This is a genomic window from Pseudomonas sp. PK-RTE-24, assembly GCF_054052265.1.
The window spans coordinates 2,449,233-2,460,615 of the sequence record NZ_CM133224.1 but is presented as its reverse complement, the minus strand read 5'-3'; the positions used below and the strand labels follow the sequence as shown (position 1 = coordinate 2,460,615).

The window sequence follows — 11,383 nt, the reverse complement described above, 5'->3', positions numbered from 1 at the left end:
GAATCAGCATGCGAACGCTCCTCCTCACTTTGCTGATCGGTCTCAGCCCATGGTGCTCGGCCGCTCAAATCTACAAATGGGTCGATGCCCAAGGCGTCACACATTTCGATGCACAACCGCCGCAGGGCCAACCGGCGACGACCCTGCAAACGCCCTCCTCACCCGCGCCGAAAGCCGCGCCGCTGCCGGGCGGCGGCGTACTCGGCGATCAGAAAGCCATTGATGCCAAGGTGAAGAAACAGGTCGCCGAGCAGCAGGCGCAGCTCAAGGCCTTTTGCGAACAGGCACGCACGAACCTGGCGCAACTGCAGAACAATCCGCGCTTGCGTGAGGAGGTCGAGGGGGATTTGCGCAGGCTCGACGATACACAGCGTCAGGAACGCATCGTCGAAGCGAAGAAGCAGATTGCCGAGAATTGCTCGTAATCGCGACGTCGGAACTTGTAGGAGCTGACGAGTGCAACGAGGCTGCGATCTTTTGATCCTGCTCGTCTAAAATCAAAAGATCGCAGCCTTCGGCAGCTCCTACAAAGCGCCTACAACCGCGCTCAGCGGGAGGCAGTGATCAGCAGGTCAAACTCTTTGAGCAGCACCTGCAACTGCCGATCCTTGCCGCCAAGGTTGCGCTGGGCGAAGACCATTTCCGCCATTTCCTGAATGCCCGAGGCGTTCGGCAAGGGCAGATCCTGTTCGAGGATCATCTTCATGCGCGGCAGGAAGATCCATTGCAGCCATTGCTCGAAGTCCAGCGTGTCGACCGAGAACGGCTCGACACTGCTCAGGGCTTCGACCGACGGCTGAACCTCATCCCACCAGCCCTGGGTGCGCAGCTCGCGTTCAATCAACAACAGCTGATCGGCGATTTTCGGGAAGCGCACATCCATCACAGGGAAACCTTGGCCTTCTGACGGGCCAGTGCGGCGCCGGCGGAATCGCCTTGTTTCTCACGAGATTGAGCGATGATTTCCCACAGGCTGGCTTGCAGATCCGGACGACCGTTGGCCATGGTCAACGCGCGACGGGCAAATTGCTCGGCTTGCGGCGCATCACCCTGGGCCATGCGCACCTGCGCCAGACGGTAAAGCACTTGTGGCTCCCGGGGGGCGACACGTTGCGCCCGCTCCAGGCTGGAAGAGGCACCGTTGAGGTCGCCGCCGGCCTGCTGCTGTTGCGCGGTGGTCAGCAAGGCGAGTACCGGACCGTCCAGTTGCTCATCCGCCGACAGCCCGCCACCGCTGCTGGCCGAAGGAATGCCACTTGGCGTCGACGGCATGCTGTAGCTGCCGGAGTTGATCGGTGCCGACTCAACCGCCGATGGGTTGTAAGGCCCCGACGTGATACCGCCAGATGCAGGCCCCGGGACGATCGGCGAAGAACTGATCGGTGTTGACACCGCAGCACCGCCGCCCGGCACCATCACCACCACGCCGGTATCGCCTTGCGGAATCGCCTGAGTCTGGCCCTGCGCCGGGCGCTTGACCGTGGTCTGGCGGAAACCGCCATTGGCGCCGATGCGTTCGCTATTGGACACGGCCGTACCCGAATCCACTACCGGAATCGAACCACGCTGTACGGTGGAGCAGCCGCTGAGCAAAGCCACGGCGGTCACCGCTGGAATCAACCACTTGTTCACTTGAAACCCTCTTTGCTTAATTCATCCAGCCCTTGACCCAGTCCATCACCGATTCCGGCGAGGCAGGTGTTTCGCTTGCACACGCGGCGCCGGGTGGCGGCTCGCTGCCGCGAATATACGGCATCTGTACCGCGCCGGGGCAGTTGGCATCGGAACCCTGGCCGGTGCGCGAATCGACCCACGCTTGCACGACGTTGTCCGGCTGCGGCATGTCCAGCGGCAGCGGATCGGCCTTGCGCATGAAACTGGTCCAGACCTGCAGCGCACCGGTGGCCCCGGTGAACGGCGTCTTGCCGTTGTCGTCGCGACCCAGCCAGACCACTGCCAGCAGATCCTGACTGAAACCGGCAAACCAGCTGTCGCGCGAATCGTTACTGGTACCGGTCTTGCCCGCCAGTGTCAGGGTCTTGGGCAGCACGTTATAAACCGAACTGCCGGTACCTTCACGCATCACCCGCTGCATGGCGTTCTGGATCAGGTAAATCGAGGCAGGGTCGAAGCGCTGTTCGATCTGGAACGGATAACGCTTGAGCGGCTCGCCCTCGGCGGTCAGCACGCTGCGAATGCCGCGCATCGGCGTATTGAAACCACCGTTGGCCAGCGTCTGGTACATGGTCGCCACTTCGATCGGCGTCATACCGCCAGCACCGAGCAGCATCGACGGGAACGCCGGGAATTCACGGGTAACTCCCAGACGACCTACGGTCTTGAGCACGTTCGGCACGCCGACTTCCAGGCCCAGGCGCGAGGTCGACAGGTTGTAGGAATGCGCCAGGCCCTGATAGAGGAACACCGTACCGTGGGAGCGGCGATCGTAGTTCTGCGGTTTCCACACCTGACCGTTGGCGCCCTTGACCGACAGTGGATCGTCCGACAGCCAACTGGTCAGCGTGTACTGGCTCGGTTTCTCAAGCGCGGTCAGATACACCGCCGGTTTGATCAGCGAGCCGATCGGGCGTACCGCATCGAGTGCGCGGTTGAAACCGGCGTAACTGGCCTGACGGCTGCCGATCATCGCCTGGACTTCACCGGTTTCCGGGTTGGTCACGACCATCGCCGCTTCGACGTCATCCGAGCCCTTGCGCCCGGCCAGACGCTTGAATGTGTCGTTGACCGAGGCTTCGGCTTTCATCTGCAGAATCGGGTCGAAACTGGTGAAGATGCGCAGGCCTTCTTCGGTCAAGTCTTCGTCGCGGTAGTCTTCGCGCAACTGGCGTTTGACCAGGTCGATAAAGCCCGGGAACGAGCTGTCGGCGAGCTTGCCGCGAGTCGTTACACCGAGCGGCATTTTCTTCGCCGCTTCGACCTGTTCGGGGGTTGCCACGCCTTGCTGCGCCAGCACGTCGAGGACCAGATTGCGCCGCTCCAGCGCGCGTTCCGGGTTGCGGCGCGGGTTGTAGTAGGACGGTCCCTTGACCATGCCGACCAGCATCGCAACCTGATGCAGTTTCAGCTCGGACAATGGCTGGCCGAAGAAGAACTGACTGGCCAGACCAAAACCGTGCACCGCACGCTGGCCGTCCTGACCGACGAAGACTTCGTTGAGGTAGGCCTCAAGAATTTCCTTCTTGTCGTAATGCAGTTCCAGCAGCAACGCCATCATCGCTTCGGTGAGCTTGCGGGTCAGGCTGCGTTCGCTGGTCAGGTAGAAGTTCTTCACCAACTGCTGGGTCAGCGTACTGCCGCCCTGGGTCATCTTGCCGCCGGAGGTGTTGATCCACACGGCGCGGGCGATCGATTTCGGCGACACGCCCCAGTGGCTGTAGAAGTCGCGATCTTCGACGGCGATCAGGGTTTCGAGCAAGTACGGCGGCACCTGATCGAGTTTGATCAGGATGCGGTCTTCGAGATTTTTCGGGTAAATGCCGCCGATCATCAGCGGCTCGAGGCGCACCACCGACAGTTTCGAACCGTTGGTCGAGGACAGTTCGGCGACGTAGTCGCCGGAGAAGCGCACACGCACTGGCTGCGGCTTTTCCAGACCTTCATAGAACTGGAAGCCACGGGTGTTCAGGTCAACCGTATTGCCGCTGACGGCTGCGGCGCCGGGGCCGTTGCTCACGGCTTCGCGGCGATAGCCGAGGGCATCGAGTTCGGTGAGGAAATCGTCCTTGCTGAGCTTCTGTCCGACGAACAGCTCGAGCGGGCGCGCGTACACCTTGGCCGGGATGGTCCAGCGCTTGCCGGAGAACTTCTCCTGCACCACGGCATCCAGGTAAACGGCAAAGCCGGCCAGCACTACAAGGCCGACCAGGCTGAGTTTAATGGCCCAGCTCAACCATGGGCTGAGGCCCTTGGCTGGTGGTTTTTTCTTGGTACGGGGGGATCGGGATCGAGTCATGGCGGCGGATTATACGCACTTTATCGATCCTCAACAGGCACGCGCGGAGGTTTGCGTCAGGCGGGCAAGCAGCCATAATGGCCGCCTCGAATTCCCCCGCCTCTGAAGGATCGCCCGTGAGCCAGTCCCTGATCGCTGCCCTGCAAAACCCGGCCCTCTACCCGCATCCCGTCGAAGGGTTTCAGGTCATCGAAACCCACATCTCGTGGGTGATTCTCACCGGGCCCTTTGCCTATAAAGTGAAGAAGCCGGTGAATTTCGGCTTCCTCGACTTCACCAGCCTCGATGCGCGCGCGCATTTCTGCGCAGAAGAGCTGCGGCTGAACCAGCGTCTGACCGATGATTTGTATCTGGACGTGTTGCCGGTCACCGGCAGCGTCGAGGCACCGCAACTGGGCGGCGACGGCCCGGCTATCGAATACGTGCTGAAAATGCGCCAGTTCTCGCAGAGCGGCTTGCTCAGCACCCTGCAAGCCAATGGCGAACTGACCACTCAGCACATCGACGCGTTGGCCGAGCAGATCGCCCATTTCCATCTCAACGCCCCGAAAGTCCCGGCCGAACACGACGCCGGTACACCGGACAGCGTGATGGCGCCGGTCGCGCAAAATTTCGAGCAGATCCTGCCGTTCCTCAGCGACAAGAACGATTTGCTGCAACTTGAGGCATTGAAAGCCTGGGCCGAAAGCAGCTTCGAGCGCCTCAAGCCCCTGTTCGCCCAGCGCAAGACACAAGGTTTCACCCGTGAATGCCACGGCGACATTCACCTGGGCAACGCCACGGTCATCGACGGCAATGTGGTGATCTTCGACTGCATCGAGTTCAACGAGCCATTCCGTTTCACTGATGTCTGGGCCGACACCGGCTTCCTCGCCATGGACCTGGAAGACCGTGGCCTGAAATCGTTGGCGCGTCGCCTCATCAGCCAGTATCTGGAACTGACCGGCGACTATGAGGGCCTGGAAGTGCTGAACTTCTATAAAGCCTACCGCGCGCTGGTGCGGGCCAAGGTGGCATTGTTCAGCATGCCGGCGGACGCGACTGCGGTGCAGCGCGCCACCACCCTGCGCCAGTACCGCAACTACGCCAACCTGGCGGAAAGCTACAGCACCATTCCTTCGCGCTTCATGGCCATTACCCACGGTGTTTCCGCCGTCGGCAAGAGCCATGTGGCCATGCGCCTGGTCGAAGCGCTGGGCGCGATTCGCCTGCGTTCCGATGTCGAACGCAAGCGCCTGTTTGGCGAGCAGACCGTCGCCAACGATGTGCAGGCCGGCATTTACAGTGCCGACGCCAGCACCGCGACCTACGCACGTCTGCATGAAATCGCCGAGGTGATTTTGCACGCCGGGTTCCCGGTGGTGATCGACGCGACTTACCTCAAGCGTGAGCAGCGCGATAACGCGGCGAAGATTGCCGAAGCCACCGGCACGCCGTTCCTGATCCTCGACTGCAACGCCCCGCAAGCCGTGATCGAGAGCTGGCTGGCGATGCGCCAGGCCGATCAGAAGGATCCGTCCGACGCCACCCTGGCAGTGATCGAAGCGCAGCAGGCCAACCGCGAAGCGCTGACCCCGGAGGAGATTCTGCGCAGCAAACGCGTGCAGACCAATGAATCCGGCACGCTGGACACTGTGGTCGCGCAGATCCGTCAGCGCCTGCCGGGCCTGTAAAAAACTATTTCGGCCGTGAAGCCCTCGCTCGCTTCACGGCCGGCAAATAGTGGCACTATACTGGCGTCATAAAACCAACAGGTGATCTGACATGAGCCAGCCTAAACTGCTCGACACTCCGCTTTACGCCCTGCTGCACAAAGATGACGTTGCAGGCTTCAACAAACAACGTCCACAAGATGGTCTGATCGACATGGTCGGCGGCGATTTTCGTGGCCTCGACCTGCGTGAACTGAACGCCGATAACGTGGATTTCCGCGATGCGTATTTCCGCTCCGCCGATTTGCGTGGCATCGATTTCCGCAAGGCTTCGCTCGAAGGCGCCAGCCTGGCCCATGCACAGATTTCCGGTGCGTACTTTCCGCCGGAGCTGAGTGCCGACGAGATCCTGATGTCAATGAATTTCGGTACACGGTTGCGCTATCGCACTCGCTGATATCCGGAAATCTTCCTGACACCACGCCTTGCCCCTATGGGAGCGAGCCTGCTCGCGACGGCGTAGTGTCAGTCGATATTGATTGTGTCTGATACGCCCTCTTCGCGAGCAGGCTCGCTCCCCCATTGATAATCGTTTACCTCCCTTCCCTCTGCGTTCGCAGGTCCTTTACCCCCCTTTCTTAGAAGCTTTTACGTCGAATCCGACCAAACAACCACGCTTTTCCTACTGATGGCTACACTGCTGAGAAGCTCGCCCACGCACCATTCGGCCGTCGCAAGGAGGCTTGATGAATGATGAACTGCAACACCTGAAAAATCTTGGCAAGACATCGGCGCAATGGCTGCATGCCGTGGGCATCCACAGCGCCTCGGACTTGCGTCGCCTCGGTGCAGTGGATGCCTACCGGGCCGTGCGTACTCGAGGCTTTCGCGCTTCAAAGGTGTTGTTGTATGCGATCGAAGGGGCGTTGATGGACGTGCACTGGAACGACATCCCTGCCGAGCGCAAGGACGCCTTGAACAAGCAGCTCGAAGCCATTTCCGCGCGCCATAAAAACTGAACAGGCGCTGACGCCATGTATTTACTGGGGGAACAATCGGCCCACGCCGACGCATTGATCAATCGCTTGCAGAGTCTTCCCGGGCAGTGGCTGCAGGATTTGTCGCCGTGCGCGCCTGTTGTCGAACTGGAGGCCACGGATGATTTGTATACGCAGTTGCCGGACGATCAGCTGTTTTTGCTGAGCGAGGGCGTGGTACATGGCTGCATCGCGGGCCGTGCGCTGTTCTACTGGCAGGAAGGTGATCTGCTCGGCCTGCAACGTGGCGAGCAATGGAGCGACTGTCGCGTATGCAGCGACAGCACTGTGCGCCTGCTGCCCTATGGTCGCGCAGAGGTTTTGCAGCATTTGTATGCCGACCCTGATCGAGCCGAGCAGCTTCTGAGCTATCTGCTCGGGCAAATGGCGCTGCTCGCCCACGCTGTGGCCGAGTTGAAACCCCGGGAGTTCCGCAGCACCAACGGCTTCAAACGGGTCGAGGCCGGCGCCGTGCTGATCCAACAGGGCGATGCAGCGGATCATGTCTTCGTGATCATCGACGGGCACGCCGAGGCATTTGTTGACGGGCACAAGGTCGGTGACGTGCCGAAGGACGAGATTTTCGGCGCCATGGCGTTGTTTACCGGCGAGCCGCGCAACGCTTCGGTGGTGACGTCCGAGCCGAGCACGGTGATGTTGATTCCCGGTGATCAATTTTTGAGCATGACTCGCAGCAATCCGAAGATCGCCCATGGCCTGATTGAGGGTATGGCTCGACGCATCGGACAGTTGAATCGCCAGATCACGCAGTTGACGACGCAGCGCACCTAGCGCATAGCCCTTTATTCACAGGGCCTCACCACCACTCGCAAAACTAAATTACAGATTTGCAAAAACAGCGGTTGACGCGGTAATGAGAATCGCTATGATTATCACAACTGGTCGCGAGATCAGTCGATATTCTGAAAAGCCCTTGGTTCGGACTCTCAGATTATCTCCTCATCAGGCTAATCACGGTTATTTGACCCGGTTTTTACCGGGTCTTTTTTTGCCTGCCGAAAAGTCATTTGGCGAATTGCTGACGCATCTGCTCGCAGTAATCCGGCTTCGGCGTGGCAGGCGTGTACCAGACGTAATCGGCCATCGCCGCCGTTACCGCAGCGCCCTGCTCGGCCAGCATCAATACGATCGGTGGCTTGCCAGCGCCGAGATCCATCAGATGCAGCGGCACGCCAACATCCTTGCGCGCATGCCAGGCACCGGCCAGCAGGATCGAAGGCATTGGCGCCGCCAGCATGCGTTCGGCCATGCGTCGATCACGCTGTTGCTGAATTGCCAACATCGCCGGCATCTGTGATTCGGGCAGCAGGCCGCAGTGGGATTCACTGACTTGTCCAAGCAACGTGTTCTGCACGGACAACGCATTACTGCGAGGACCGTTCAGCGCAGGTGGATTTCGGTAAAACGCACGGATTTCGCTGTCATCGAGATTGGCCGCCAGCAGCGGATATGGCTGTGTCAGAGCGAAGCGCACGATCGGCCCGTAAAGATTCCAGTCCCAGCCCTCCTGCCAGGCCAATGCCGCAGGCAAATCAGCCGCAACGGAATTCGACTGGCGCAGCGCATCGACTTTCGCTTGTTGATCCGGCGTGAGCATTTCCAGCAGCAGACTGCCTTGCGCCCGGCGCTTGCCCAGCGACTGCAACAGCCATAATTGCGCAGCATGATGATCGGCATTGTCGTGCTGCTCACCGATGATCAAACGCTCAGGTTCAGCGAGACGCACCAGCAGTTGCTGCGCGGTGAGCATCTCGCCGCTGCGCAGATCGCGGATATCGCCGCCCACCGGTGGAGCCACCACATGCTGACACCCCGCGAGCAACACCAGTGCCAACAACCACAATCCACGCATGCGACACCTCGATGATTGATCAGCGGGCGATGATCAGCGGATGCCCACGCTCCGGGTGCGGTTGCACCAAAACCTCCAGGCCGAACACCGCTTTGAGCGTTTCCGGACGCAGCACCTGCTGCGGGGTATCCAGCGCGACCGGGCGCCCCTCCTCCAGCAACAGCACGCGATCACAATAGCGCGCCGCAAGATTCAGATCATGCAGGATCACCAGCACCGCCGCGCCGCGATCGGCGAACTCGCGCACCGCCTGCAAGGTGGTGTGCTGATGCAGCGGATCGAGCATCGATGTCGGTTCGTCGAGCAACAAGGTTTGCCCGGCCTGACCCGGCCAGAGTTGCGCCAGCACCCGCGCCAGATGCACGCGCTGACGCTCGCCACCTGACAACGCCAGATAGCTGCGCCCACTCAGGTGCCCGGCATCGGCGGCGGCCAGCGCTGCCGCGACGATTTCGTCATCACGTACGCGCCCGGTCTGGTACGGCAAACGGCCCATGCCGACGACCTCTTCGACGGCGAAGGCAAAATCCAGCGTCGACACCTGCGGCAACACCGCCAGTCGTTGTGCCCGCTGTGTTCCGCTCCAATAGCTCAATGCCTGACCATCGAGCGAAACGTTGCCGTCACTGGCGAGCAACTCCCCGCACAAGGCGCCAAGCAACGTGCTTTTCCCGGCGCCGTTCGGTCCCAGCACGCCAAGCACCTCGCCGGGTTCGAGCCCGAGCGTAACCCCACTGAGCACAGCTTTGCGGCCACGGCGGACATGCAGATCGTGCGCGGACAACATCAGGCACGCCCTCGCAGCAGCAGATAAAGGAAGAACGGCGCGCCGATAAACGCGGTGACAATGCCGATCGGCAACTCCGCCGGCGCCAGCGCCAGGCGCGCCACCAGATCGGCGAGCAATAACAGGCTTGCACCCGCCAGCACCGAGGCTGGCAACAGAACTTTGTGATCGGGGCCGGCCAGCAGGCGCACCAGATGCGGCACCACCAGCCCGACAAAGCCGATCATGCCCGCAGCGGCCACCGCCGCGCCGACACCCAGCGCGGTGCAGAACACCAGTTCGCGCTTGAGCCGTTCGACATCGATGCCCAGATGACCGGCCTCGGATTCACCGAGCAACAAGGCATTCAATGCCTTGGCCCGACGCGGCAGCCACAGCGCCACGCCGATGGTGATGATCAGCAAGGGCCACAGCCGCGCGTAACTGGCGCCGTTGAGGCTGCCGAGATTCCAGAAGGTCAGGGTGCGCAGCGTCGCGTCATCGGCCAGATAAGTGAACAGACCGACCGCCGAACTGGCCAGCGCCGTCAGCGCGATACCGGCCAGCAACATGGTCGCCACGTGGGTCTGACCGTTGCGCCGGCCCAGCCGATAGACCAGCGCCGTCACCCCAAGACCACCAAGAAACGCACACACCGACAACAGATACGGCCCGAACCACTCCGGCAGGCCGCCGAATAAAGAACCGCCGACAATCGCAATCGCCGCGCCAAGTGCCGCGCCACTGGACACCCCCACCAGTCCCGGGTCGGCCAGCGGATTACGAAACAGGCCCTGCATCGCCACGCCGGACAGCGCCAGCACGCCACCGACCGCCAAGCCGAGCAAGGTTCGCGGCAGGCGGATCTGGCCGAGAATCAGCTCGGCCTGCTCCAGACCTTCCGGCGCCAGCGGCACGCCGATCAGACGCAGCGCCGCGCGCAGGGTATCGAACAACGGCAGGCTCACCGGCCCCAATGCCAGCGACAGCCAGATCGCCAGCAAACACAGCAATGTCAGGCCGATGAACAAGCCACGGGGTTTGACCTGTGTGGTCATTGGCCGCCCTTGGCCGGGTAGAAACCGTCCGTCAGGGTTTGCAAAGCAGCCGGCAACCGTGGCCCGAGACCGCCCACCAGCAGCGTCGGGTCCAGCTCCATCACCCGCCCGCTCTTGGCCGCGCGGCTGGAATTGAGGATGGGGTTTTCCTTGAACAACGCGGCTTTTGCCGCCTCGCCGGTCAATGCTCGGTCAGCGAACACCAGCACTTCGGGATCGAGGCTGGCGAGGGATTCGACAGAAAACGGTTTGTAGCCGGTATGCGTCGCAAGGTTGTGCCCGCCAGCCTGTTGCAGCAACCAGTCGGCGGCAGTGTCCTTGCCGGCGATCAACGGCTTGCCGCCGGCGTGCCCGAGCAACAGCAACACACCGGGGGCTTTCTGTGTGGTTTGCACTTGGGCAACTCGCACTGTCTGCGCCTGGAGTTGCTGTTGATAACTCTGCAGTAGCTGCGCCGCCTGGCTTTGTGCGCCGAGCAACTGGCCCAGATGAGTGACATTCTTTTCCAGCGTCGGCAGATCAGGCTGGGCTGAAAACAACTCGACTTTGACCTTGGCCGCTTTGACTTGCGCCAGAACCGGCGGCGGCCCCATTTCTTCGGTACCGATCAGAATGTCCGGGCGCAGGCTCAAGATGCCTTCGGCCGACAGGCTGCGCTGATAACCAATGCTCGGCAGCGTCTGCAACGATTGGGGATGCTGACTGGTGGTGTCGACCCCTACCAGCTTCGATTCGCCGCCCAGTGCGCTGACCCATTCCGACAGCGCACCGCCGGCGCTGACCCAGCGTTGCGGTAAATCCGCTGCGCTCGCCTGATGGCTGAGAAAAAGGCCGACGCACAGTACGGCAACGCGGGTTTTCAGGCGCATACGCAGCTTCCTTGAACAAGGTTTCCCGGGCATCGGCGCAGCGAGCCAAGTATCCTCGGCAACGGCCAGACTCCCTGTGGGAGAAGGTCGCCATTTGATAATTGTTTGCATTTGAACGTCAAGCTCGGACATATCCCGACACGAGCGGACATTAG

General features: G+C 61.4%; 12 protein-coding genes. 5 read left to right on the top strand and 7 right to left on the bottom strand.

What is annotated here, in order from left to right; all coding sequences use genetic code 11:
* Positions 1–8: 8 nt before the first annotated feature.
* Positions 9–425 (top strand): DUF4124 domain-containing protein, encoded by a 417-nt coding sequence (locus ACV8MC_RS11040; RefSeq protein ID WP_056790380.1) that lies wholly within the window; start codon positions 9–11, stop codon positions 423–425.
* Positions 426–547: 122 nt separating this feature from the next.
* On the opposite strand, the gene ACV8MC_RS11035 is transcribed toward ACV8MC_RS11040, so the two are convergent.
* The 3 genes from ACV8MC_RS11035 to mrcB are packed head-to-tail and all read right to left on the bottom strand — an operon-like array spanning position 548 to position 3,973.
* Positions 548–883 carry a YqcC family protein gene (locus ACV8MC_RS11035; RefSeq protein WP_041477845.1) on the bottom strand — a complete coding sequence of 112 codons (336 nt, stop codon included), beginning with the start codon at positions 881–883 and terminating at the stop codon, positions 548–550.
* The gene (locus ACV8MC_RS11030) at positions 883–1,632 is read right to left on the bottom strand and encodes a tetratricopeptide repeat protein (protein WP_041477844.1); all 750 of its coding nucleotides are present in this window, start codon (positions 1,630–1,632) and stop codon (positions 883–885) included. Before ACV8MC_RS11030 ends, ACV8MC_RS11035 begins: the two co-directional genes overlap by 1 nt.
* A gap of 16 nt (positions 1,633–1,648) precedes the next feature.
* The gene (gene mrcB / locus ACV8MC_RS11025; RefSeq protein WP_095181816.1) at positions 1,649–3,973 is read right to left on the bottom strand and encodes a penicillin-binding protein 1B; all 2,325 of its coding nucleotides are present in this window, start codon (positions 3,971–3,973) and stop codon (positions 1,649–1,651) included.
* A 116-nt stretch (positions 3,974–4,089) separates the two neighbouring features.
* Between mrcB and ACV8MC_RS11020 the strand changes: the two genes are divergently transcribed.
* The 4 genes from ACV8MC_RS11020 to ACV8MC_RS11005 all read left to right on the top strand — a co-directional run bounded on the left by ACV8MC_RS11020 (position 4,090) and on the right by ACV8MC_RS11005 (position 7,454).
* Positions 4,090–5,646, top strand: coding sequence for a bifunctional aminoglycoside phosphotransferase/ATP-binding protein (locus ACV8MC_RS11020; RefSeq protein ID WP_258707205.1), 1,557 nt, complete (start codon positions 4,090–4,092; stop codon positions 5,644–5,646).
* Positions 5,647–5,737: 91 nt separating this feature from the next.
* On the top strand, positions 5,738–6,082 hold the full coding sequence (locus ACV8MC_RS11015) for a pentapeptide repeat-containing protein (RefSeq protein ID WP_150742227.1): 345 nt from the start codon (positions 5,738–5,740) through the stop codon (positions 6,080–6,082).
* Between the two features lie 289 nt (positions 6,083–6,371).
* Positions 6,372–6,644 (top strand): TfoX/Sxy family protein, encoded by a 273-nt coding sequence (locus ACV8MC_RS11010; protein ID WP_016773175.1) that lies wholly within the window; start codon positions 6,372–6,374, stop codon positions 6,642–6,644.
* Positions 6,645–6,659: 15 nt separating this feature from the next.
* Complete coding sequence (locus ACV8MC_RS11005) at positions 6,660–7,454, top strand: Crp/Fnr family transcriptional regulator (protein WP_150742228.1); 795 nt, start codon at positions 6,660–6,662, stop codon at positions 7,452–7,454.
* A gap of 232 nt (positions 7,455–7,686) precedes the next feature.
* Here the strand turns inward: ACV8MC_RS11005 and ACV8MC_RS11000 are convergent, their stop codons facing one another.
* Genes ACV8MC_RS11000 through ACV8MC_RS10985 form a run of 4 tightly spaced genes read right to left on the bottom strand, consistent with a single transcriptional unit; the run spans position 7,687 to position 11,228 of the window.
* Positions 7,687–8,535: a ChaN family lipoprotein gene (locus ACV8MC_RS11000; RefSeq protein ID WP_457265272.1), complete on the bottom strand. Its 849-nt coding sequence runs from the start codon at positions 8,533–8,535 to the stop codon at positions 7,687–7,689.
* Positions 8,536–8,554: 19 nt separating this feature from the next.
* Positions 8,555–9,322 (bottom strand): heme ABC transporter ATP-binding protein, encoded by a 768-nt coding sequence (locus ACV8MC_RS10995; RefSeq protein WP_457265270.1) that lies wholly within the window; start codon positions 9,320–9,322, stop codon positions 8,555–8,557.
* Positions 9,322–10,305, bottom strand: a complete 984-nt coding sequence (locus ACV8MC_RS10990; RefSeq protein WP_406229215.1) for a FecCD family ABC transporter permease — start codon at positions 10,303–10,305, stop codon at positions 9,322–9,324. Before ACV8MC_RS10990 ends, ACV8MC_RS10995 begins: the two co-directional genes overlap by 1 nt.
* 50 nt (positions 10,306–10,355) lie before the next feature.
* Positions 10,356–11,228, bottom strand: a complete 873-nt coding sequence (locus ACV8MC_RS10985; protein WP_095181821.1) for a heme/hemin ABC transporter substrate-binding protein — start codon at positions 11,226–11,228, stop codon at positions 10,356–10,358.
* Positions 11,229–11,383 lie beyond the last annotated feature (155 nt).

Excerpts from the sequence above, each read along its gene's own strand:
- mrcB (WP_095181816.1), bottom strand. The coding sequence starts at position 3,973 with ATGACTCGATCCCGATCCCCCCGTACCAAGAAAAAACCACCAGCCAAG.
- ACV8MC_RS10985 (WP_095181821.1), bottom strand. The coding sequence starts at position 11,228 with ATGCGCCTGAAAACCCGCGTTGCCGTACTGTGCGTCGGCCTTTTTCTC.
- ACV8MC_RS11015 (WP_150742227.1), top strand. The coding sequence starts at position 5,738 with ATGAGCCAGCCTAAACTGCTCGACACTCCGCTTTACGCCCTGCTGCAC.
- ACV8MC_RS10995 (WP_457265270.1), bottom strand. The coding sequence starts at position 9,322 with ATGTTGTCCGCGCACGATCTGCATGTCCGCCGTGGCCGCAAAGCTGTG.
- ACV8MC_RS11035 (WP_041477845.1), bottom strand. The coding sequence starts at position 883 with ATGGATGTGCGCTTCCCGAAAATCGCCGATCAGCTGTTGTTGATTGAA.
- ACV8MC_RS11010 (WP_016773175.1), top strand. The coding sequence starts at position 6,372 with ATGAATGATGAACTGCAACACCTGAAAAATCTTGGCAAGACATCGGCG.
- ACV8MC_RS11000 (WP_457265272.1), bottom strand. The coding sequence starts at position 8,535 with ATGCGTGGATTGTGGTTGTTGGCACTGGTGTTGCTCGCGGGGTGTCAG.
- ACV8MC_RS11005 (WP_150742228.1), top strand. The coding sequence starts at position 6,660 with ATGTATTTACTGGGGGAACAATCGGCCCACGCCGACGCATTGATCAAT.
- ACV8MC_RS11040 (WP_056790380.1), top strand. The coding sequence starts at position 9 with ATGCGAACGCTCCTCCTCACTTTGCTGATCGGTCTCAGCCCATGGTGC.